The 22,538-nt window shown below is 71.6% G+C and carries 19 protein-coding genes; 3 read left to right on the top strand and 16 right to left on the bottom strand.

What is annotated here, in order from left to right; translation table 11 throughout:
- Positions 1 to 9: 9 nt before the first annotated feature.
- The 3 genes from orn to ABZ404_RS19985 all read right to left on the bottom strand — a co-directional run bounded on the left by orn (position 10) and on the right by ABZ404_RS19985 (position 2,678).
- Positions 10 to 612 carry an oligoribonuclease gene (orn, locus tag ABZ404_RS19995; protein ID WP_358835468.1) on the bottom strand — a complete coding sequence of 201 codons (603 nt, stop codon included), beginning with the start codon at positions 610 to 612 and terminating at the stop codon, positions 10 to 12.
- Between the two features lie 5 nt (positions 613 to 617).
- Complete coding sequence (locus ABZ404_RS19990) at positions 618 to 1,850, bottom strand: helix-turn-helix domain-containing protein (protein ID WP_358835469.1); 1,233 nt, start codon at positions 1,848 to 1,850, stop codon at positions 618 to 620.
- A gap of 387 nt (positions 1,851 to 2,237) precedes the next feature.
- Complete coding sequence (locus ABZ404_RS19985) at positions 2,238 to 2,678, bottom strand: hypothetical protein (RefSeq protein WP_358835470.1); 441 nt, start codon at positions 2,676 to 2,678, stop codon at positions 2,238 to 2,240.
- Between the two features lie 392 nt (positions 2,679 to 3,070).
- Between ABZ404_RS19985 and ABZ404_RS19980 the strand changes: the two genes are divergently transcribed.
- Positions 3,071 to 3,592, top strand: coding sequence for a universal stress protein (locus ABZ404_RS19980; protein ID WP_358835471.1), 522 nt, complete (start codon positions 3,071 to 3,073; stop codon positions 3,590 to 3,592).
- Between the two features lie 191 nt (positions 3,593 to 3,783).
- The gene (locus ABZ404_RS19975; protein WP_358835472.1) at positions 3,784 to 4,353 is read left to right on the top strand and encodes a GPR1/FUN34/YaaH family transporter; all 570 of its coding nucleotides are present in this window, start codon (positions 3,784 to 3,786) and stop codon (positions 4,351 to 4,353) included.
- 129 nt (positions 4,354 to 4,482) lie between these two features.
- On the opposite strand, the gene glmS is transcribed toward ABZ404_RS19975, so the two are convergent.
- The 3 genes from glmS to ABZ404_RS19960 all read right to left on the bottom strand — a co-directional run bounded on the left by glmS (position 4,483) and on the right by ABZ404_RS19960 (position 7,648).
- Positions 4,483 to 6,300 (bottom strand): glutamine--fructose-6-phosphate transaminase (isomerizing), encoded by a 1,818-nt coding sequence (glmS, locus tag ABZ404_RS19970; protein WP_358835473.1) that lies wholly within the window; start codon positions 6,298 to 6,300, stop codon positions 4,483 to 4,485.
- Positions 6,301 to 6,368: 68 nt separating this feature from the next.
- Positions 6,369 to 6,650, bottom strand: coding sequence for a hypothetical protein (locus tag ABZ404_RS19965; RefSeq protein WP_358835474.1), 282 nt, complete (start codon positions 6,648 to 6,650; stop codon positions 6,369 to 6,371).
- 131 nt (positions 6,651 to 6,781) lie between these two features.
- Positions 6,782 to 7,648, bottom strand: a complete 867-nt coding sequence (locus ABZ404_RS19960; RefSeq protein WP_358835475.1) for a DUF4429 domain-containing protein — start codon at positions 7,646 to 7,648, stop codon at positions 6,782 to 6,784.
- Positions 7,649 to 7,789: 141 nt separating this feature from the next.
- Between ABZ404_RS19960 and ABZ404_RS19955 the strand changes: the two genes are divergently transcribed.
- Complete coding sequence (locus ABZ404_RS19955) at positions 7,790 to 9,376, top strand: beta-N-acetylhexosaminidase (RefSeq protein WP_358835476.1); 1,587 nt, start codon at positions 7,790 to 7,792, stop codon at positions 9,374 to 9,376.
- Between the two features lie 869 nt (positions 9,377 to 10,245).
- On the opposite strand, the gene ABZ404_RS19950 is transcribed toward ABZ404_RS19955, so the two are convergent.
- The 10 genes from ABZ404_RS19950 to ABZ404_RS19905 form a co-directional block, all read right to left on the bottom strand.
- Positions 10,246 to 12,024: an IucA/IucC family siderophore biosynthesis protein gene (locus tag ABZ404_RS19950; protein WP_358837752.1), complete on the bottom strand. Its 1,779-nt coding sequence runs from the start codon at positions 12,022 to 12,024 to the stop codon at positions 10,246 to 10,248.
- A complete protein-coding gene (locus tag ABZ404_RS19945; RefSeq protein ID WP_358990621.1) occupies positions 12,021 to 12,584 on the bottom strand; it encodes a GNAT family N-acetyltransferase in 564 nt (187 codons plus the stop codon). The genes ABZ404_RS19950 and ABZ404_RS19945 overlap by 4 nt, the downstream gene beginning before the upstream one ends.
- Positions 12,581 to 13,855 carry a SidA/IucD/PvdA family monooxygenase gene (locus tag ABZ404_RS19940; protein WP_358835712.1) on the bottom strand — a complete coding sequence of 425 codons (1,275 nt, stop codon included), beginning with the start codon at positions 13,853 to 13,855 and terminating at the stop codon, positions 12,581 to 12,583. The genes ABZ404_RS19945 and ABZ404_RS19940 overlap by 4 nt, the downstream gene beginning before the upstream one ends.
- Entirely contained in the window at positions 13,836 to 15,281 is a 1,446-nt protein-coding gene (locus ABZ404_RS19935) for an aspartate aminotransferase family protein (protein WP_358835713.1), read from the bottom strand. Before ABZ404_RS19935 ends, ABZ404_RS19940 begins: the two co-directional genes overlap by 20 nt.
- A gap of 308 nt (positions 15,282 to 15,589) precedes the next feature.
- Positions 15,590 to 16,429, bottom strand: a complete 840-nt coding sequence (locus ABZ404_RS19930; protein ID WP_358835714.1) for a siderophore-interacting protein — start codon at positions 16,427 to 16,429, stop codon at positions 15,590 to 15,592.
- Between the two features lie 2 nt (positions 16,430 to 16,431).
- The gene (locus tag ABZ404_RS19925; RefSeq protein WP_358835715.1) at positions 16,432 to 17,466 is read right to left on the bottom strand and encodes an ABC transporter substrate-binding protein; all 1,035 of its coding nucleotides are present in this window, start codon (positions 17,464 to 17,466) and stop codon (positions 16,432 to 16,434) included.
- Positions 17,467 to 17,653: 187 nt separating this feature from the next.
- Positions 17,654 to 17,830 (bottom strand): hypothetical protein, encoded by a 177-nt coding sequence (locus tag ABZ404_RS19920; RefSeq protein ID WP_358835716.1) that lies wholly within the window; start codon positions 17,828 to 17,830, stop codon positions 17,654 to 17,656.
- A gap of 639 nt (positions 17,831 to 18,469) precedes the next feature.
- On the bottom strand, positions 18,470 to 19,630 hold the full coding sequence (locus tag ABZ404_RS19915) for an acyl-CoA dehydrogenase family protein (protein ID WP_358836360.1): 1,161 nt from the start codon (positions 19,628 to 19,630) through the stop codon (positions 18,470 to 18,472).
- A 5-nt stretch (positions 19,631 to 19,635) separates the two neighbouring features.
- Positions 19,636 to 20,565: a hydroxymethylglutaryl-CoA lyase gene (locus tag ABZ404_RS19910; RefSeq protein ID WP_358836362.1), complete on the bottom strand. Its 930-nt coding sequence runs from the start codon at positions 20,563 to 20,565 to the stop codon at positions 19,636 to 19,638.
- Positions 20,566 to 20,573: 8 nt separating this feature from the next.
- On the bottom strand, positions 20,574 to 22,529 hold the full coding sequence (locus ABZ404_RS19905) for a biotin carboxylase N-terminal domain-containing protein (RefSeq protein WP_358836361.1): 1,956 nt from the start codon (positions 22,527 to 22,529) through the stop codon (positions 20,574 to 20,576).
- Positions 22,530 to 22,538: the final 9 nt, after the last annotated feature.

The raw sequence follows: 22,538 nt of genomic DNA, 5'->3' as shown, positions 1-22,538 counted from the left end.
CGGAAGGGGTTACTCCGCAGGCAGGACGTGCTTCGCCGCGATCGCCTTCGCCGTGTCCGAGTCCGGGCCCGGCTGGGCGACGAAGATCGCCTCGCGGTAGTAGCGGAGCTCCGCGATGGATTCGCGGATGTCCGCCAGCGCGCGGTGGTTGCCGTTCTTGTCCGGGCTGTTGAAGTACGCCCTCGGGTACCAGCGGCGGGCGAGCTCCTTCACCGAGGAGACGTCCACGATCCGGTAGTGGAGGTACTCCTCCAGGGCCGGCATGTCGCGCAGGAGGAACCCGCGGTCGGTGCCGACCGAGTTTCCGCACAGCGGGGCCTTGCCCGGCTCCTTCACGTGCTCCCGGACGTACGCCAGGACCTGCGCCTCGGCGTCGGCCAGCGTGGTCCCGCCGGCCAGCTCGTCGAGGAGCCCGGAGGCGGTGTGCATCGTGCGCACCACCTCCGGCATGGTCTCCAGCGCGGCGTCCGGGGGACGGATCACGATGTCCACCCCTTCACCGAGCACGTTCAGCTCCGAGTCGGTGACCAGGGCGGCCACCTCGATAAGTGCGTCGTCCGTCAGCGAGAGCCCGGTCATCTCGCAGTCGATCCACACCATGCGGTCGTTCATGTGCCTCAGCCTACGGGGCCGCTGCGCTGCCCCGGCAGACTCGGACGCATGTAACCGGTGGCGTACATCTCCGAGACGGACTTCCCCGGGTGGTCCGGCGGCGCCGCGTGCGTGATCGCCGCCGGACCGACCAGCGCGCTCGCCGCCGTGCGCCGCGACTGCGGCATGGCCTGCGACGGCACCGTCTCCAGGGTCGGCGGACCCCCGGACGGCTCCGCCTGCGGCCGGCGCGCCCGGTAGGCGGCCCGGTAGGACGCCGGGGACGAGCCGAGCTGGCGGCGGAAGTGCCCGCGCAGCGCGACCGGCGAGCGGAAGCCGCAGCGGCCCGCGACCTCGTCGACCGAGTAGTCCGACGTCTCCAGGAGACGCTGGGCCTGGAGCACCCGCTGGGTGATCAGCCACTGGAGCGGGGCCGATCCGGTCAGCGAGCGGAACCGCCGGTCGAACGTACGGCGTGACATGTACGCGCGAGCGGCGAGGGTCTCCACGTCGAACTGCTCGTGGAGGTGCTCCAGCGCCCAGGACACGACCTCGGCCAGCGGGTCGGACCCGATCTCTTCAGGTAAAGACCTGTCGAGATAGCGCTCCTGACCGCCGCTGCGCCGCGGCGGGACGACGAGCCGGCGCGCGAGGGCTCCGGCGGCGTCGCTGCCGTGGTCGGTCCGCACGATGTGCAGACAGAGATCGATGCCGGCCGCCGTGCCCGCCGACGTGAGGACGTCCCCGTCGTCGACGAACAGCTCCCGCGGGTCCACGTGGACCGACGGATAGCGCTTGGCGAGGGTCGGCGCGTACATCCAGTGCGTCGTCGCCGGGCGGCCGTCGAGCAGCCCGGCGGCGGCGAGGACGAACGCCCCGGTGCACAGGCCCACGATGCGGGCCCCTTCCTCGTGCGCCCGGCGGAGCGCGTCGAGCGCGGCCGCGGGCGGTGGCGAGGTGATGGATCGCCAGGCGGGCACCACGACGGTGCCTGCCCGGTTGATGGCTTCCAGCCCATAGGGCGCGGTCAGTTCGAGCCCGCCTGTGGTCCGCAGGGGGCCCTCCTCTCCGGCGCAGACCAGCAGACGGTAGCGGGGCACGCCCGCGTCCTGCCTGTCGATCCCGAACACGGAGAGCGGAATGGAGCTCTCGAAGATGGGGCCGCCACTGAACAGCAGTACGGCAACGACTTCCCGGCGTCGACGGCCGGCGAGCTTCCTTGTGGCCTCCGGTGATGCGGCAGCGGAGTCCTGGCTCATTTTGCTAAGCCCCCCTCGGTGTTCGCGGCTCCCCGTTCTTGTCCGGCTTGTCGCTCCTGCACTTTTCCCCTTGGTTTTGCACGAGTCCCCCAGCCTTCGATACGCATGATCGAATCTACTGCGTTCTGTGGCGTCGGCGTGACAAGTCCGGTACTCAGCGCTATGTCGACTTGGCAACTTGGCGCGAAGCATTCGATCACGAAGGGTTTCACCCGAGGCGCCCGTAGGGAAGTGGGCGTCGCACGCATGGCCCGTACCCGTAGGGCGAAATCCGCCACCGCTGCCCGTTTTTCCCTGGTGACAAGGGGGTTGGCAGGCCATTTCGGGCAGGAAGGAGGGGGGAGGGGAAGTTGGCTGAAAACATACGGGTCCGTGTGTGCGAACCCGTCAGTCCAACGGCGAACTTTCGCCGTTCGCCCGTCCGTCGCGGTGCCGGCCGGACCCGGGCCGGGGCGCCGGGCGCGCCGCCCGCGCCGCCTCCGCCGTCCGCTCGGAGTGTCGCAGCAGCAGCCGGCAGGCCGCGGTGACGGCCGTGAGCCCGAGGGCCCAGCCGGCCGCCCCGGCGAACGAGGAACCGTAGACGACGAGCACCACCGGGACCAGGACGCAGCTGAACGCCGCCCAGCGCACGACCTCGCCCGCACCGTCACCGCTGCCCGCTCCGGCCCTTCGTACGCCGTGCGCGCCCCCCTCCGCGCCCTCCCGGCCGCGCGGCACCCCTGTGCCGGGCGCGGGCGCGCCGGGCTCCCGGGGGGCGTACGCGATCCGGGGGGAGCCGCCGGGCGGGGTGGGCGGGCCGGCGTCCTGGGTGAGCGGCGGGGCGGGCACGGGCAGGGGCTCCCTGGGGGTATGGAACAGCGTCGCGGCGACCGCGTGTCTAACGGGCGGGCACCGGTTCCGGTCACTGCGCGTGCACAGCCGGGCCACAGCCGGGGTGCGGTCGAAGCTCGGTCCGGGCGCTCTCCGGACCCGCCGAGGTCACCGAGACGGATCGAACGTGCACGGAATGTTGAAGGCCAGACCTCTGTATCAGCCATCTGCCATTGCCATCCGGAGCGGGCTCGTGCATGCTCCGGGGAACGCCGTGCAGCACCGGCGGCTCTGGGCAGGAGAGGAGTGTCGCCGTACCCTTGGGGGTATGGGGTTGGGAAGATGATTCCCGGACACAGCTCCGCCGCCACCTGTCGCCCTCCCATGAGGATCCAAACGCCGAGACACCCATGGCCGGACAAGAATTCTCCGAACCCGCGGACCGCAAGCAGGTAGCCGACCCGACGTCGGACCTCCAGGCGGCGGAAGAGCCACGTCTGTCCTGCGACCCCGCGTTCCGGCACGGAGTGGTGGTCGGCTTCGACGGCTCCACGTCCAGTGAGCGCGCCCTGGCGTACGCCATCGGCATGGCCCGGCGCTCCGGCTCCGGCCTGATCATCGTGCATGTCGCCAACCGGCTGCCCACCACCGTGTGGGCGGGGTGCGAGCCGCCGGTCTTCGTGGACGTGCCGGACCACCGGACGGAAGTGCTCGGCCTGGAGCTCGCCTGCGCGGACTACCTCACCGAGGTCTCCTGGATCCTGGTCGAGCGCGGCGGGGACATCTGTCACGAACTCGAAGAAGTCGGGCGGGAGTACGCGGCGGACGCGATCGTCGTCGGTTCCACCCACGGCATCGTGGGCCGGATCTTCGGCTCGGTCGCCGGACGGCTCGCCCGGCGCGCCCAGCGCCCCGTGGTCGTCATCCCGTAACCGGAGCAGCCCGCACAGGGACCCCGTAGCCCGCACCGGCTGAGGCGGCGTCAACTCCCTTGCCCGCGCGGCGAATCTACCCTGCGGTAGGTGGTGGATTGTGCCCTTGTGAAGGGTACATAAAGGTCGCTGGGAAGCAGCACGACCCACAGCACGACCCGCAGCACAACTGCACATGAAGGGAGCCCGCCGTGGACCACGAAGCCCCCGCGGGAAGCATCACCTCCGCCCTCGGCCACCTCGCACTCGGCCTCACCCTGCTCGCCTTCGGCCTCGGCACCACCCGGGTCATCGACGGCGTCACCGCGGCCGACGCCGTGTCGGTCGCGACCTATGTCGGCGGCATCGCCCTCTTCGTCCTCGGCATCGTCGCCTTCCGCGACCAGGACGCCTTCACCGGCACCGCCTTCGCGGGCCTCGGCGCCTTCTGGTTCACCTGGGCGAGCGGCGCGGAAACCAAGTTCTCGGCCAACGCGGCCGGCCTGTTCCTGCTGCTCTTCGCGCTCCTCGCGCTGAGCCTGGCGGTCGGCTCGGCGGGCTACGGCCCCATCCGGCAGGGCTCGTTCGCGCTGCTCTTCGTCTCCCTGGTGCTCCTCGCGATCGCCGACTTCGCCACCAACGAGGGCCTCGCGAAGGCCGGCGGCTGGGTGGCGGCGGTCGCGGGCGCCGCGTCCTGGTACGGGGCGACGGCGGCCCTGGCCGACTGGCCGACCGCGATTCCGCGACGCGCTGCCGGCCGGGGGGTGACGGCCGCCGGCTAGGCAGCCGTACGCCGGTGCGATGGGCGGCACCGGCGGACAAGGGAGCGGCCCCGCACGCCAGGTGGCGCGTGCGGGGCCGCTTCTGCCTCTAGGGGGCCGACGGATACGGAACCAGCCGTACCGGACGGACTACTCGACCGTGACGGACTTCGCCAGGTTGCGCGGCTTGTCGATGTCGCGGCCCATGGCCAGCGCCGTGTGGTACGCGAAGAGCTGGAGCGGGATGCCCATCAGGATCGGGTCCAGCTCGTTCTCGTTCTTCGGGACGACGATGGTGTGGTCGGCCTTCTCCTGCTCGCGGTGGGCCACGGCGAGGATGCGGCCGCTGCGGGCCTTGATCTCCTCCAGGGCCGCGCGGTTCTTCTCCAGCAGGTCGTCGTCGGGGACGATCGCGACCGTCGGCAGCGCGGGCTCGATGAGCGCCAGCGGGCCGTGCTTGAGCTCGGAGGCGGGGTAGGCCTCGGCGTGGATGTAGGAGATCTCCTTGAGCTTCAGGGAGGCCTCCAGGGCGACCGGGTAGCCGCGCACCCGGCCGATGAACATCATCGACTGGGCGCCGGCGTACTCCTTGGCCAGCTTCTCGATCTCCGGCTCCATGGCCAGGATCTCCGAGATCTGCCCGGGCAGCTTGCGCAGGCCCTCGATGATCCGCTTGCCGTCGGCCACCGACAGGTCGCGGATGCGGCCGAGGTGCAGGGCGAGCAGCGCGAAGGCGACCACGGTGTTGGTGAAGCACTTGGTGGAGACGACGCAGACCTCGGGGCCGGCGTGCACGTAGGTGCCGCCGTCCGCCTCGCGGGCGATCGCCGAGCCGACGACGTTCACGACGCCGAGGACGCGGGCGCCCTTGCGCTTGAGCTCCTGGACGGCGGCGAGCACGTCGTAGGTCTCACCGGACTGGGAGACCGCGATGTACAGCGTGTCGGGGTCCACGACCGGGTTGCGGTAGCGGAACTCGGAGGCCGGCTCGGCGTCCGCGGGGATACGGGCCAGCTCCTCGATGAGGCCGGCGCCGATCATGCCGGCGTGGTACGAGGTGCCGCAGCCGAGGATCTTGATCCGGCGCACGCCGCGGGCCTCGCGGGCGTCCAGGTTGAGGCCGCCGAGGTGGACGGTGGAGAACCGGTCGTCGATGCGGCCGCGCAGCACGCGGTCCACGGCGTCGGCCTGCTCCGACATCTCCTTGTGCATGTACGTGTCGTGGCCGCCCATGTCGTAGGAGGCGGCCTCCCACTCGACGATCTCGGGGGTGGCGTTGGTGAGCGTGCCCGAGGTCGTGTACGTACGGAAGTCGTCGGCCTTCAGGGTCGCCATCTCGCCGTCGTTCAGGGTGACGACCTGGCGGGTGTGGGCGATCAGCGCGGCGACGTCGGAGGCGACGAGCATCTCCTTCTCGCCGATGCCGAGGATGACCGGGGAGCCGTTGCGGGCGACCACGATGCGGTCGGCGAAGTCGGCGTGCATCACGGCGATGCCGTAGGTGCCCTCGATGACCTTGAGCGCCTCGCGGACCTTCTCCTCCAGGGAGTCGCCCTGCGAGCGGGCGATCAGGTGGGTGATCACCTCGGTGTCGGTCTCGGAGACGAAGACGACGCCCTCGGCCTCCAGCTTGGCGCGCAGCTCGGCGGCGTTGTCGACGATGCCGTTGTGGACGACGGCGACCTTGTTCTCGGGGTCGAGGTGCGGGTGCGAGTTCACGTCGCTGGGGGCGCCGTGGGTGGCCCAGCGGGTGTGCGCGATGCCGGTGGTGCCGGTGAAGCGCTTGGGGACGCGGGCCTCCAGGTCGCGGACGCGGCCCTTGGCCTTGACCATCTTCAGCGCGCCCGACTTGGGGCTGTTGATGACGACGCCCGCGGAGTCGTAACCGCGGTACTCCAGCCGCTGGAGGCCTTCCAGCAGCAGGGGAGCGACATCACGCTTACCGATATAACCGACGATTCCGCACATAGAGTCTTGACCCCTCCATCGACGTACAGGTGCAACAGGTCCAACAGGTCCAACACGTTCCGGCGTGCTCAGCCGTAGACGATGCGGCGCAGCTGCCGGAGCGAGAGCTCCGGGGGCGCCACGGCGCGGTGCGGCAGCTCGGCCGCGATCCGCTCAAAGATCTCCGCGTTCACCAGACCACCGGACTGCAGTTCACGGTGGCGGCGGCGGACGAACTCCTCGTACGTCTCGTCGAAGTACGCCAGCACATCGAGGACCACCCGGGCGGCCTCACCGCGCTGGAGCGCGGTGCTGCGCACCAGATGGTCGACGAGGTCGTCGTGCGACGACGGGCTGCGGCGTTCGAGCACCCGTCGATACTGCGGGGAATCCGGCCCCCACGCAAGAATCCTGCCCGATATCGGGCAGGATTCTCATGATCATACGCAGCCTGGTACAGACCAGGCCGCCCCGACGGCGCCAGGAGTCCTCACAACCGCACTCACAACCGCTTGAGCACGGCCTGCTTGGCGAAGGTGAACTCCTCCTCGGTGAGGACCCCGGCCCGGTGCAGCTCCCCGAGCTCGCGCAGCCGCCGCAGCAGCGCGTCCGGGTCCTCGGCGGCCGGCGCCGGCCCGAGGGTCTTCGGCTCCGGTGCGGGCGCCGCCGCGTGCGGGTGCGGCATCCGCGCCACCACGGCCGAGGCGAGCAGCGCCATCAGCGGGTCCTTCTTGAACCCGTTGAGCTCCACGGCGTGCGGATCGCGCCCGGCGGGCAGCCGGGGCGCGTTCGGCGAGACCACGAAACGCAGATGGCCGTCCTCCAGGCCGCGCGCGGGCAGCCACTCCACCGCGTGCAGGTCCTCCAGGGCGACGGTGGTCGGGCCGCTGTTCCTCTTCACCTCGTCGGTGTGCCAGGTCCAGTCGAGGCGGACCGTACGCCCGTCGAAGGCGGCCGTGCCGTCGCCCGCGCCGACCGTCATCGGCAGCGGGGGCCCGGGCAGCAGATAGCGGTCCACGGGCCCGGTCGGCACCGAGTCGAGCAGCAGGGCGTTGCGGACCTCGTCCACGAAGTACTCGGCTATCGCGGCCGCCTTCGTCTCCACGGTCAGGGTGTACGGATCGGAGGCGTCGTCCAGCTTGCCGCCGGTCACCTGGAGCAGGGGGTCGGCGCCGTCGCGCAGCCGCAGCCGCAGCCGCCCGGCCTTGCGCCCCGGCTCGTACGCCACCCCCGCCAGCGCGACGAGCGGCACGGTCACCTCGCCGAGGGTGCGGCGCAGCAGGCTGATCCCTTTGTCGCTCCCGGGTACGACGCGTATGCCGTCCCCGTCGAAGGTCCAGGTCCCGTCCCTCTGGATGATTTCCGCCATGCCGTGATTGTTCCATCGGCCTTGCGGGGACGGTCATTTGGGCATTGATCTGCACCTTGACGGTGGCGGTGGCGGGCCGCTGTGATGGATCCCGTTCGGTTGCTCACGCCCCTGCTCGCGTCCCGTCGAAGGGAACAGCTTGTGAGACGGCTTGTCGGACGGCGCGGAACCCTCACCGGTCTGCTGGGCGCCCTGCTGCTCCTGGCGGCCGGCGTCTCCTCGGCGGGACCCGCCGCGGCCGCGCCCCGCACCCCCCGCCCGCTGGACCGGATCGTCCCGGCCCCGGCGTCCGTCGCCCCCGGCGGCTCCCCGTACACGATCACCCCCGGCACCGTGATCCGCGTCGACGCGGCGGCGGGCGCGGAGGGCCGCCGGATCGCCGGGTACCTGGCCGACGTCCTGCGCCCCTCGACCGGGTACGCGCTGCCGGTACGGGCGGACGGGCGCGGCGGCATCCGGCTGCGGCTCTCCGGCGAGGCACGGCTCGGGCCGGAGGGGTACCGGCTGGAGAGCGGCCCCGGCGCGCTCACGCTCACCGCGCACCGGGCGGCCGGGCTCTTCCACGGCGTCCAGACGCTGCGGCAGCTGCTGCCCGCGTCGGTCGAGAGGCGCACCCGGCAGCCGGGCCCGTGGCGGGTGGCGGGCGGGACAATCACGGACGTCCCGCGCTACGCCTACCGGGGCGCGATGCTGGACGTCTCCCGCCACTTCTTCACGGTGGCGCAGGTCGAGCGGTACATCGACCAGCTGGCCCTGTACAAGATCAACAAGCTGCATCTGCACCTCTCCGACGACCAGGGCTGGCGGATCGCCATCGACTCCTGGCCCCGGCTCGCGGCGTACGGCGGGCAGACGCAGGTGGGCGGGGGCAAGGGCGGTCACTACAGCAAGGCGGACTACCGGGAGATCGTCCGGTACGCGGCGAGCCGCTATCTCGAACTGATCCCCGAGATCGACACCCCCGGCCACACGAACGCGGCCCTCGCCTCCTACGCCGACCTGAACTGCGACGGCGTCGCGCCGCCCCTCTATACCGGCACGGACGTCGGTTTCAGCTCACTGTGCGTGCCGAAGCCGGTGACGTACGCGTTCCTGGACGACGTGGTGCGGGAGCTGGCCGCGATGACGCCTGGTCGATATATCCACATCGGCGGCGACGAGGCGCACTCGACGCCGCACGCGGACTACGTGGCCTTCATGGACCGGGCCCAGGCAGTCGTCGGGAAGTACGGCAAGACGGTCATGGGCTGGCACCAGCTGACCGGGGCGCGGCCCGTCGCCGGGGCGGTGGCGCAGTACTGGGGCACGGAAGGGGACGAGGCCGAGGTCGTCGCGGCGGCGAAGGCGGGCACGAAGGTGGTGATGTCCCCGGCGAACCGGGCCTACCTGGACATGAAGTACGACGCGACCACCGAGCTGGGGCAGGACTGGGCGGGCTATGTGGAGGTGGACCAGGCCTACGGCTGGGACCCGGACACGTTCGTGAAAGGGATGCCGGCGGGGGCGGTGCTGGGGGTGGAGGCACCGCTGTGGACGGAGACGCTGGTGCGCAGCGGGGATCTGGAGTACATGGCGTTCCCCCGGGTGGTGGGGGTTGCGGAGCTGGGGTGGTCGCCTGCCGCGACGCATGACTGGGGGGCGTTTCGGGGGCGGTTGGGGGAGCAGGGGGAGCGGTTGGGGGCGCTGGGGGTGAACTTCTACCGGTCGCCGCTGGTGCCGTGGGGGTGAGGGGGTTTTCCCCGACCCGCCCCTTCCCTGAACCCTCCGGGGGTGGGGAAGGGGTCCTGCCGGGGGCTCCGCCCCCGATCCCCAGAGGCACGGGGCCTGCGGCCCCCGCCCCCCCAGAGGCACGGGGCCTGCGGCCCCCGCCCCCCCAGAGGCACGGGGCCTGCGGCCCCCGCCCCCCCCCAGAGGCACGGGGCCTGCGGCCCCCGCCCCCCCCAGAGGCACGGGGCCTTGCGGCCCGCGACCCCCAGAGTGCGGGGCCTGCGGCCCCCGGACCCCGCCGATGCGTGCTCGTCCGCGGGCCGGTGGGGGCTGATCGCGCAGTTCCCCGCGCCCCTAAAGGCCGGCGGGGGTTGCTCGCGCAGGTCCGCGCGCCGCTGATCGGGCCGGGGGGCGCTCACGCAGGCTCCCGCGCCTGAGCGGGTCGTTGGGGGTTGTTGGGTCCCCGGTGCTGCTTCCGGGTGCCTCAGCCACGGGCCCCTAGGGGCGCGGGGAACTGCGCGATCAGCCACCCACAATCCTCAGCCGAACGCGCAGCTCGCACAGGGGCGCGGGGAACTGCGCGGCCAGCCACCCACAATCCGCAGCCGAACGCGCAGCGGCGGGGTCGCTCGTGCAGGTCCCGCGCCCCTGCTCGGGCCGGGGAGGGGTGCTCACGCAGGCCCCCCCGCGCCTGAGCGGCCCTTGGGGGTTGCTGGGTCCCCGGTGTCCCTTCTGGGTGCCTCAGCCACGATCCCCTAGGGGCGCGGGGAACTGCGCGATCAGCCATCCACGGTCCGCAGCCGAACGCGCAGCTCGCACAGGGGCGCGGGGAACTGCGCGATCAGCCATCCACGGTCCGCAGCCGAACGCGCAGCCCCGCGCAGGGGGAGTTACCCCGCGAGGGGGTTTCGCAGGGTGCCCACCAGTTGCAGCGCCCCCGCCGGATCCCCCAGATCCACCATCTGCCGGTTGTTCCGCAGCTGGAGCCGGTTCAGGCATGACAGCGCGAACTCCGGCGCGAACATGTCGTACTGCTTGAACTTGTCCGCCAACTCCGGCACCGACGCCTGGTACGACGTGACGCACTCCGCCACCGCCTCCCAGAACTCCGACTCCTCCAGCACCCCCTCGCTCACCAGCGTCGCGTTCAGGAAGCGGAAGAAGCAGTCGAAGACGTCCGTGAAGACGGACAGGAGCTTCATGTCGTCGGGGACGTCCGCCCGGATCCGCTCCACCGCCGGCGGCAGCACCGCGTCCGGGTCCATGACCGCGATCTCCTCGGCGATGTCCTTGAAGATCGCCCGCGAGACCGTGCCGTCCTGCGCCAGCACGAGGATCACGTTCTCGCCGTGCGGCATGTAGACCAGGTCGTAGGCGTAGAAGGAGTGCAGGACCGGCAGGAGGTAGGCGTCGAGGTAGCGCCGCAGCCACTCCCGCGCCCCCACCCCCGACTGCGCGATCAGCGCGCCCGCGAACGACGCCCCGGCGCCGTCCACGTGCAGCAGCGACGCCATCGTGGCGAGCCGCTCGCCGGGCTCCAGCGTCGGCACCGGGCTCTCGCGCCACAGCGCCGCCAGCATCTTGCGGTACGGCGAGGAGCGGTCGGTGGCCCGCTCGTACTGGCGGTGGTGGTAGCCGATCGCCGCCCGCTCGCGGATGATCGAGAAGCGGGCCGCGCGCAGCACGGAGTCGCGCTCCACCAGCCCCGCCAGCCAGTCGTTGATCGCGGGCGTCGCCTCCATGTACGCCGCCGAAAGGCCGCGCATGAAGCCCATGTTCAGGACCGACAGCGCCGTCTTCACGTAGTGCTTCGTCGGGTCCGTCGTGTTGAAGAAGGTACGGATCGACTGCTGGGCGAGATAGTCGTCGTCGCCCACCCCCAGCGGTACCAGCCGGTCCTGCGCGACCTCCGCCGCGAACGTCACCGACAGCTTGTTCCACCACTGCCAGGGGTGGACCGGCAGCAGCCGGTAGTCCGCGAGGTCAAGACCACGCTCCGCCAGCGTCGCGGCGAAACGTTCCAGCGTCGCGGCGCCCAGCTCCGCCTCGATCAGCGTGTCGTAGTCGAGGCCCGCGCCCGAGGTGAAGGTCGCCCGGTCGCGCCGTGCCGCCAGCCAGATCAGCCGGACGGGGGCGGCGGCCTCCGGCGCGTACGCCGCGTACTCGTGCGCGCCGAAGCCGAGCCGTCCGTTGTTGGCCACGAAGCACGGGTGGCCCTCGGTCATGCCCGTCTCGATCGCCTGGAAGTCCGCCCGGGCGAGTTCGGCCGCCGGGATCTGCTCCTTGGTGAGCTTGTACGCCGTACCGGAGAGCGTGGAGGAGATCTCCTCCAGGTAGACGGGCAGGATCTCGTCGCTCAGGCCCAGCGTCGTGCGCAGCTCGATGAAGAAGTCGAGGGCGTCGAGCGGAAGCTGTCCCCCGGCGCCGTGGCGCGAGATCGACTCCGGGTCGACCTGCCAGTGGTCGAGGGCGTACAGCGCGGCGGTGAAGCGGTACTCCACCGTGCCGTCGTCGCTGAGCACGCTGTACCGGTCCTCGCCCAGCGGGCGCGGCTCCAGCAGCCGCTCGTGGGCGAACTCGGCGAGCGCCTTGCGGATCAGCAGCCGGTTGGCGCGCGCCCACAGCCCGGGGGTGAGGTGGGGGACGGCGATGGCGGGGGTCGTCGTCATCGGGCCGCTCCCTCGGTCGCCGCCTCGAACGCGGCGCGCGTGCAGACGCTGAGCAGCGCCCGCTTCTCCGGCTTGGTGATCTCCCCGACGACCTCGAAGCCGACGGCCGCGTTCAGCGCGTGGACGGCCTTGTTGCCCACATCCGGCTCCACGACGACCCGCCGGGTCGCCGGGTCCGCGAAGAGGTGCGCCATCACGGCGGTGATGACCGCGCGGGTGAAGCCGTGGATCGGCGTGCCGGTCGGCGCGACCAGGAAGTGCATCCCGACGTCGCCCGGCTCGGGCTCGTACAGGCCGACCAGCTCGCGGTGGGCCGGGTCGTACGTCTCCATCAGGAACGCGGGCTCGCCGTCGTGCAGCCCGAGCAGCGCGTGGTGGTGCTCGTCGGCCGCGATCTCCATGTACGCCCGCTCGACGTCCTCCAGCTTCGCGTCCCCCATCATCCAGAACGCGGCCTTGGGGTGGGTGACCCAGCCGTGCAGCAGCTCGGCGTCCTGGAGGGGGTCGAGGGCGCGGACGGTGAAGGTGCCTATGCCGGCGGTGGTGTGGGTGGTGCTCATACGGCGAACTCCTGGAAGGCGATGGACTTCTCGACCGGGTAGTACTCGCGGCCGAGCAGCTCGCCGATGATGTACGCGTTGCGGTAGGCGCCCATGCCCAGGTCGGGCGAGGTGATCGAGTGGGTGTGCACGGCGGCGTTCTGGAGGAAGATCTCGCTGCCGGCGGTGTCGATGGCGTAGTTGCGGGCCACGTCGAAGCGGCCGTGGCCGTCGCGCCTGATCCGGTCCGCGACCGGCTCCAGGAACGCGGGCTCGGCGTACTTGTAGCCGGTGGCCAGGATCAGGCCCTCGGTGTCGAGGGTGTAGTCCTTCTCCTGCTCCTCCTGGCGCAGCCCCAGGGTGTAGGTGCCGGTCGTGGTGTCGTAACTGGCGGCGTTGAGCGAGGCGTTGGTGAGCAGACGGGTGCCGACGGGGCCCTTGAGGTTCTTCTGGTACAGCAGGTCGAAGATCGCGTCGATGAGCTCCGAGTCGATGCCCTTGAACAGCCCCTTCTGCTGCGACTCCAGGCGGTAGCGGGTGGACTCGGGCAGCGCGTGGAAGTAGTCCACGTACTCCGGCGAGGTCATCTCCAGCGTCAGCTTGGTGTACTCCAGCGGGAAGAAGCGCGGCGAGCGGGTGACCCAGTTCAGCCGGTAGCCGTGGACGTCGATCTCGCTCAGGAGGTCGTAGTAGATCTCCGCCGCCGACTGCCCGCTGCCCACCAGCGTGATCGACTTCTTCTTCCGGAGCGCCTCCTTGTGCTCCAGATAGCGGGAGTTGTGCAGGTAGTCGCCGCCGAGGCCCCGGCACGGCTCGGGCACGAACGGGGGAGTACCGGTGCCGAGCACGAGCCGCCGGGCGCGGAACTCCGAGCCGTCCTCGGTGCGTACGACGTACACCTCGTTCTCGTACGTCACCGTCTTCACCGTCTGGTTGAAGCGGATCGAGGAGAGCTTGCCGGCCGCCCAGCGGCAGTAGTCGTTGTACTCGGTGCGCAGCGGATAGAAGTTCTCGCGTATGTAGAACGCGTAGAGGCGGCCCGACTCCTTCAGGTAGTTGAGGAAGGAGTACGGCGAGGTCGGGTCCGCGAGCGTCACCAGGTCGGACAGGAACGGGGTCTGGAGGTGGGCGCCCTCCAGGAACATGCCCGAGTGCCACTCGAAGTCCGGCTTGGACTCCAGGAAGAGGCCGCTGAGCTCGTCGACCGGCTCGGTGAGGCAGGCCAGGCCCAGGTTGAAGGGCCCGAGGCCGATCCCGATGAAGTCGTACGGCTCACGAGACTGCGTGGACAAGGTTCTCTCCCAGGTACTGCTCGGCGTGGCCGGCGATCAGATCGAGGACGGCGGCGATGTCGGCGGCCGTCGTCTCGGGGTTGAGCAGGGTGAACTTCAGGTACTGGCGTCCGCCGGTCTTGGTACCGGCGACGACCGCCTCGCCGGACGCGAAGAGCGCCTTGCGGGCGTAGAGGTTGGCGCGGTCGATCTCGGCGGGCGAGGTGACGGCATCCGGGATGTAGCGGAAGACCAGGGTCGAGAGGGTGGGCTCGACCACGACGTCGTAGCGCGGGTCGGCGGCGAGCAGCCGCCAGCCCTCCACGGCCAGGTCGCACACCTCGTCGAAGAGCGAGCCGATTCCGTCGGCGCCCATGGTGCGCAGCGTCATCCACAGCTTCAGGGCGTCGAAGCGGCGGGTGGTCTGGAGGGATTTGTCGACCTGGTTGGGGATGCGCTCCTCGGCGGCCCGGCGCGGGTTGAGGTAGTCCGCGTGGTACGTGGCGTGCCGCAGCGTGGTGCCGTCCTTGACCAGGATCGCGCTCGAACTGACCGGCTGGAAGAAGGACTTGTGGTAGTCCACGGTGACCGAGTCGGCGTGCTCGATGCCGTTGAGGAGGTGGCGCCGGGTGGGGGAGACGAGCAGCCCGCAGCCGTACGCGGCGTCCACGTGGAACCAGGCGCCGTACCGCTCGCACAGCTCGCCGATCTCCGGCAGCGGGTCGAGCGAGCCGAAATCGGTGGTGCCGGCGGTGGCGACGACGGCCATCGGCACGTTGCCCTCGGCGGCGCAGCGCTCCAGGGCGCGGGCGAGCGCCACGGTCTGCATGCGCTTGTCCTGGCCGCAGGGGATCGACACGACGGCGGACCGGCCGAGGCCGAGGAGCTGGGCGGACTTCTGGACGCTGAAGTGGCTGCACTCGGAGGAGAAGATCCGCAGCCGGGAGAGGTCGTCGGTCTTGGCCTCCTCGCGGGCCAGCAGCAGCGCCTGAAGGTTGGACTGGCTGCCGCCGCTGGTGAAGACGCCGTCGGCGGCCGGGCCGTAACCGACGCGTCCGGCCGTCCAGTCGATCAGCCGGCGCTCGATGAGGGTGCCGCCCGCGCTCTGGTCCCAGGTGTCGAGCGAGGAGTTGACGGCCGAGAGGACCGCTTCGCCGAGGACGGCGGGGATCACCACGGGGCAGTTGAGGTGGCCCAGGTAGCGCGGGTGGTGGAAGTAGACGGCGTCGCGCAGATACACGTCCTCCAGCTCGTCCAGGACGGCGGAGGTGTCGCCCAGCGGCCGGTCGAGGTCGACCCGGTCGATGAGCGGGGCGATGTCCTCGACGCCCGCGCCCGTGAACGGGCGCCGGGTCGCGGCGAGTTTCGACGCCACCCGCTCGACTCCTTCGGTCACGGAGCGCCGGTAGCTCTCCGCCGTCGTGTCATTGAGCAGGTGCGAACGCATGAACTGTCCTCCCGGATCGGGGACTTCGTCGGGCCCTCCGGGCAGAAAGGAAGGGGGCGAGGACCGCGATCTGGAACTAAGGTTAGCCTAACCTAAGTTCGATCTCAACAGGCCCTCGCCCCCCTTGAGGCGGGTGCGGCGCCCTGAGGCCCGGCCTCCGTCTGCGGGTGAGTGGGTGGCTGGTCGCGCAGTTCCCCGCGCCCCTAAAAGCTTGTGGCTGAGCAGAGTTCCCCGGCTGCGGCGGACCCCCTAGGGGCGCGGGGAACTGCGCGACCAGCCCACCACCGGCCCGCAGCCGTGCAACCGGCCTACGCGGCCTCTTCCTCGCGCAGCTGGTCCTCCGAGCGCCCCTGCCGCCAGTAACCGACGAACGTGACGTTCCTGCGGTCGATGTGACGCTCATTCACGAAGTGCCGCCGCAGCTCCCGCATGGTGGAGGCCTCCCCGGCGATCCATACGTACGGGTCGAGCCCCGGCAGGACCGGCTCCGTCCGCACCGCGTCCAGGACGGAGGGCGCGCCCTCCTCCTTCACCAGCCAGGTGATCTCGGCGTCGGCGGCCGTCGGCAGCGCCATCCGGTCCCCGCTGAACGGCACTTCGAGCCACACCCGCGCGGGCGTGCCGGCCGGCAGCCACTCCAGGATCGCGGAGACGGCCGGCAGCGCGGTCTCGTCGCCCCACAGCACCACCCCGTCCGTCCCCGCCGGGGGCCGGAAGCGCACCGCCGTGTTGTCGGCGACCGCCGGACCGAGGACCGCCACACGGTCCCCGGGCTCGGCGCGCGCGGCCCAGCGGCACGCCGGGCCGCCGTCCTCGTGGAGCGCGAAGTCGATGTCGACCTCGTCGGGGTCGCGGCGCTGGGCGCGCAGGGTGTACGAGCGCATCACCGCCCGTACCCCGTCGGGCAGCGCCCGGTACTCCGCGAACCACGTCTGCGGGTCCTGGGTGAGCGGCAGGACGGGCGCGTCCTGGCCCGGGTGCGGCAGGAAGAGCGAGAGGCTCTGGTCCCGGCCGCCGCCCTCGAAGTACGCCAACTGCTCGCCGCCGAAGGTGATCCGCACCAGCGACGGGCCGAGCCGCCGGGTCCGTACCACGCTCAGATCGAAGAGACGGAAGGGGACGGTAGCGGTCTCGGCTGTCAGCGTCATGGTCAGGCAACCTTCTTCGCGGTCTCGATGGCCTGGGCGAGGGTTTCGAGGATCGGCGCGCACTTGGCGTACGAGTAGATCGGCTCGGTGGTGCGCGGGGTGATCTGGCCGGCCTTGACGGCGGGCAGGCCGGCCCAGGTCGGCTTGGACTTCAGGGCGTCGGGCTGGAGGGCCGTGGAGCGGTTGTCCATCATGATCACGTCGGCCTTGTACTTGCCGACGTTCTCCCAGCTGAGCTCCTCGAAGAAGCCCTGGGCGTTGACCTTGGGCTCGACGAACTTCACGCCCAGCTCCTGGAAGTAGGCGGTGTCGGCGGAGGTCTTGGGCGCCGAGACGTAGAACAGGTCGGCGCTGGCGGAGCCGATCATCACCGTGACGTTGGGGTTGGCCTTGGTGGCGGCCTTCAGCCGGGCGGCGGCCTTCTCGAACCGGGCCTTGGCCTCGGTGACCTTGGCCGCCTTGAGGTCGGCGCCGAGGGAGGCGGCGAGGTCGGCACGGCGCTGGAGGGCGGCCGGCATGCTGAGCTGCGCGGCCCACAGGGCGACGCTCGGGGCGAGCTTGAGGATCTTGTCCTTGCTGTTGTCCGGCACGTACCAGAGAGCGTCCTTCTCCCACATGTCCGTGACGAGCAGCTCGGGCGCGAGGGCCGCGTACTTCTCGACGCTGAACTCGCCCCAGACGTTGCCGAGGATCTCGACCTTGTTGATGTCGAGGTCGCCCGCCTGGACGTCCGGCTTGCCGTCCTTGGTCTTCGTCGGGCCGAACACGGCCTTGACCTCGACGCCGTAGTCGTGGAGGGCGGCGGCGGTGCCGGTGAAGGCGACGATGGTCTTGGGGGTGGACTTCGTCTGCACGGTCTTGCCACGGTCGTCCTTGAAGGACCAGGGACCGGACTTGCCGGTGGCCTGCTGCTCGTCGCCCGTTTTCTTGTCGTCGTCGCCGTCCCCGCAGGCGGCCAGCGCGGCCCCGAGGCCGAGGGCGCCGCCGGCGGCCAGCAGGCCGCGACGGGAGAGGTGGGACGCTCGGGAAAAGGGCATGACGATCCGCTTTCGTACGTGCCGGGGTCGGCCTCTGGCAGTTCCTGGGTAGGTTAGCCTAACCTCACAAGGATCTGTAGAGGGGTCCCGGACGGGGCCGGGGCCCTATGGCCGCGCGGCCCCGAGGCCGAGGGCGCCGCCGGTGGCCGACAGTCGCGACGGGAGGGGTGGGACGCCCCCGAGCGCCCTACCGCCGCAGGGGCGCGTACGTGAAGCGGACTTTGTGGGACGCGGTGGGTTCGTAGAGGGTGCGGCAGGTGGTGCAGTGCCAGTGCCAGTGGTCGGCGGCGCCGGGGACGGTGGCGGAGGTGTCCTTCCACAGGGGCGGCCGCGTGGGGCAGGCGGGGCAGGTGGGTGGGGTCACGTTGCCCAGGGTGGGGGTGGGGGTGGGGTGCCGGGGGGTGTACGCGCCGGGTCCACCCCTTCGGGGGATCGGGGTGCGGCGGGGGTGGCTTGAGGCATCTCCCGGGGGCGAGCCCCCGGGTCCCCTGGACGGGCCCGCGCCCCGCTACCGCGCGGGAGCGACCCTGCGGCCCGGTGGTGGGTTGCTCGCGCAGTTCCCCGCAGTTCCCCGCGCCCGCTAGTCACCCTTTGTCTGCGGCCCGGTGGTGGGTTGCTCGCGCAGTTCCCCGCGCCCCTAACCCCCCGTTTGTCTGCGGCCCGGTGGTGGGCTCGTCGCACAGTTCCCCGCGCCCCTAAAGGCCCAGGGGCGCGGGGAACTGCGCGCTCGGCCACAGACGGTCCGCAGACGAACTCCCCGGCCTGCCCCGCAGGCGCCTCCCGGGCCGAGCCCAATCCCCCAAGGGGCGCGGGGAACTGCGCGACAAGCCCCCACCGGACCCGCAGACGAACCCCGGACCGAGAAGCGACCCGCAGGCGAACCCCGGACCGAGAAGCGACCCGCAGGGGAACCCCGGGACCAGGAAGCGACCCGCAGGGGAACCCCCGGCCGGGGAGGGGCCCGGAGGGCGAGCCGGGCACGGGGCGCGGGGAGGGGCAGCTGTTACGCCGGCATGCCCAACTCCCTCGCGATCAGCATCCGCTGCACCTCACTCGTCCCCTCCCCGATCTCCAGAATCTTCGAGTCCCGCCACATCCGGGCGACCGGATACTCGTTCATGAAGCCGTACCCGCCGTGGATCTGCGTCGCGTCCCGCGCGTTGTCGACCGCGACCGTCGACGAGTACAGCTTCGCCACCGCCGCCTCCTTCTTGAAGGACTCGCCCCGCACCAGACGGGACGCCGCGTCGCGCCACCCCACCCGGGCCATGTGCGCCCGCATCTCCATGTCCGCGATCTTGAACTGGATCGCCTGGTTGTCCCCGATGGGACGGCCGAAGGCGTGGCGCTCGCGCGCGTACTTCACCGACTCGTCGACGCAGCCCTGCGCCAGTCCCGTGGCCAGCGCGGAGATGGCGACGCGGCCCTCGTCGAGGATGCGCAGGAACTGCGCGTAGCCCCGGCCCTCCTCGCCCAGGAGGTTGGCCGCCGGGACGCGGACGTCCGCGAAGGACAGCTCGCGGGTGTCCGAGGCATTCCACCCCACCTTCGAGTACGGCGCGGCCACCGTGAAGCCCGGTGTGCCGGAGGGGACGATGATCGAGGAGATCAGCGGGCGTCCGTCGGGCTTGCGGCCGGTCACGGCCGTGACCGTCACCAGGCCCGTGACGTCCGTACCGGAGTTGGTGATGAAGCACTTGGTGCCGTTGATGACCCACTCGTCACCGTCGCGCACCGCCGTCGTCCGCGTGCCCCCCGCGTCCGAGCCGCAGTCGGGCTCGGTCAGGCCGAACGCGCCCAGCATCTCGCCGGAGCACAACTTCGGCAGCCACTCCCGCTTCTGCTCCTCCGTACCGAACCGGAACACCGGCATCGCCCCGAGGGAGACGCCCGCCTCCAGGGTGATGGCCACCGAGGAGTCGACCCGCGCCAGCTCCTCCAGGGCGATGCCCAGCGCCAGGTAGTCGCCGCCCATGCCCCCGTACTCCTCGGGGAAGGGCAGCCCGAACAGGCCCATACGGCCCATCTCGCGGACGATCTCGTACGGGAACTCGTGGCGCTCGTAGAAGTCGCCGATCTTGGGGGCGACGACGTCGTGCGCGAACTCCTCGACCGTACGGCGGAGTTCTTCGTGCTCGTCGGAGAGCCGGTGGTCAAGGGACATGGGGGTCACTCCTTGTGGGAGTCGGGGGAGAGGGCGCGGACGGTGCGGGACGGGCTCGGCCGTCCCAGCTGCTCGGCCATCCACACGCTGGTGGCGGTGAGCCGGCCGAGGTCGACCCCGGTGTCGATACCGAGGCCCTGGAGCATCCACACGAGGTCTTCGGTGGCGAGGTTTCCGGTGGCGGACTTGGCGTACGGGCAGCCGCCCAGGCCGCCCGCCGAGGCGTCGACCGTGGTGACGCCGTGCTGGAGGGCGGCGAGGGTGTTGGCGAGCGCCTGGCCGTAGGTGTCGTGGAAGTGCACCCCGATCGCGGAGGTGGCCACGCCCTCCTCGTTCAGCGCCGCCAGCAGGCTCCGGACGTGGGCCGGGGTCGCCACCCCGATCGTGTCCCCCAGGCTCAGCTCGTCGCAGCCCAGGTCCATGAGGGACTTCGCGGTGCGGACGACCTGCTGGACGGGGACGGCTCCCTCCCACGGGTCGCCGAAGCACATCGACAGATAGCCCCGGACATGGACCCGCCGCTCCTTCGCGCGGGCCACGACCGGCGCGAACATCGCCAGCGACTCGTCCACCGTACGGTTGAGATTGGCCTTGGCGAAGGACTCCGTGGCGCTGGCGAAGACCGCGATCCGGTCGGCGCCGAGCGCGAGCGCCCGGTCCAGACCGCGCTCGTTGGGCACCAGGACCGGCAGCGCCACGCCTGCGATGTCCCCGACCATCGGGAACAGACGCTCGGCGTCGGCCAGTTGGGGCACCCACTTCGGGTGCACGAAGCTGGTCGCCTCGATGGTGGTCAGACCCGCGTCCGCGAGGCGGCGCACGAACTCGGCCTTGACCTCGGTGGGGACGACGGCCTTCTCGTTCTGGAGCCCGTCGCGGGCCCCGACCTCGTGGATGCGCACCGAGGCGGGCAGGTCCGGCGCCGGTACGACCATGGGGAGCGTCACTGGTCCTCCTCCTTGGGGGTCACCACGGCCAGGACCTGGTCCATGGCGACGGTCGAGCCGGGGGAGACGTCCAGCTCGGTGACGGTGCCGGCGTGCGGGGCGGAGATGACGTGCTCCATCTTCATCGCCTCGACCACCAGCAGGCTCTGGCCCGCCGCGACCTCGTCCCCGACAGCCACCTTGACGACGGTGACGGTGCCTGGCATCGGCGCGGCCAGGGTGTCCGCGCCGCCGCGCGCGGCGCCGCCGAGGCTCGCCGCGACCGGGTCGTGGTCCAGCACGTGCCAGCTGTCCCCGTCCCGCCCGAGCCAGGTCCCCTCCGGGGAGGCGGCGGTGGTGAAGGTGTGGGTGACGCCGTCGAGCTCCACCGAGACCTGGCCGGGGGAGACCCGCCCGGCGGCCGTGCCGCGCACCGTGTGAGTAACGGGTTCGAGTCCCGGTACTCGGAACGGGAAGGACAGGGGCGCCGGTTCGCCGCCCATGCGCCAGCCGCTCGGCACCGCGAACGGGTCCCGCCACGCGCCCGTGGCGGGCGGCCGCAACCCCTCCTGCCGCACCAGCGCCGCCGCCGCGTACACCTCGTCCGGGACACCGTCCGGGACCAGGGTGTCGGCCTCGCGCTCGACCAGGCCCGTGTCGAGGTCGCCCGCGACCACGGCCGGATGGGCGAGCAGCCGGCGCAGGAATCCCGCGTTGGTGGGCACGCCCAGGGTGACCGTGTCGGCCAGCGCGGCACGCAGCCGGCGCAGCGCGGTGGCGCGGTCCGGTCCGTACGCGATGACCTTGGAGAGCATCGGGTCGTAGAGGCTGCCGACCTCCGTGCCCTCGCTCAGGCCGGAGTCCGTGCGCACCCCGTCACTCTGGGGCTCGCGCAGCGCCAGGACCGTGCCCCCCGAGGGCAGGAAGCCACGGGAGGGGTCCTCGGCGCAGACGCGGGCCTCGACGGCGTGGCCGGTCAGGGTGATGTCCCGCTGCCCGAACGGCAAGGGTTCGCCCGAGGCGACCCGCACCTGCCACTCCACCAGGTCGAGGCCCGTGATCAGCTCGGTGACCGGGTGCTCGACCTGGAGGCGGGTGTTCATCTCCATGAAGTAGTACGAGGAGGGGTCGCTGCCCGGGACGATGAACTCGACCGTGCCCGCGCCCGCGTAGCCACAGGAGCGGGCGGCCTGGACCGCCGCCTCGCCCATGGCGGCCCGGGTCTCCTCGTCGAGCAGGACCGAGGGTGCCTCCTCGATGATCTTCTGGTGGCGGCGCTGGAGGGAGCACTCGCGCTCGCCGAGGTGCACCACGTTGCCGTGGCCGTCCGCGAGGACCTGGATCTCGATGTGGCGGGGGCGGTCGATCCACCGCTCCACCAGGAGCGTGTCGTCGCCGAAGGAGGCGCGGGCCTCGCGCCGGGCGGCCGCGATCTCGTCGGCGAGCGCCGCCTCCTCGCGGACCAGCCGCATGCCCTTGCCGCCGCCGCCCGCGCTGGGCTTCAGCAGTACCGGCATGCCGATCTCGCGGGCCGCGTCGGCCAGTTGGCCGTCGGTGAGACCGCTGCCGGAGGAGCCGGGCACGACCGGGACGCCGGCCGCCTTCACGGTCTCCTTGGCGCGGATCTTGTCGCCCATCAGCGCGATGGCGTCCGCCGGGGGGCCGATGAAGACCAGGCCGGCCTCGGCGCACGCGCGGGCGAAGGCCGCGTTCTCGGCGAGGAAGCCGTAGCCCGGGTGGACGGCCTGGGCGCCGCTCTTCGCGGCCGCCTCCAGGAGGCGGTCGACGCGGAGGTAGCTCTCGGAGGCCGCGGCCGGGCCGATCCGCACGGCCGTGTCGGCCTCGCGTACATGGCGGGCGTCCGCGTCCGCGTCGCTGAACACCGCGACCGAGCGCACCCCGAGGGCGCGCAGGGTGCGGATGACGCGGACGGCGATCTCGCCCCGGTTGGCGACGAGGACTGTGTCGAACATCGTCATGGT

Origin of the sequence: Streptomyces sp. NPDC005878 (assembly GCF_040629815.1) — a bacterium.
GTDB lineage: Bacteria > Actinomycetota > Actinomycetes > Streptomycetales > Streptomycetaceae > Streptomyces.
This window is presented reverse-complemented; position numbering and strand designations above follow the sequence as displayed.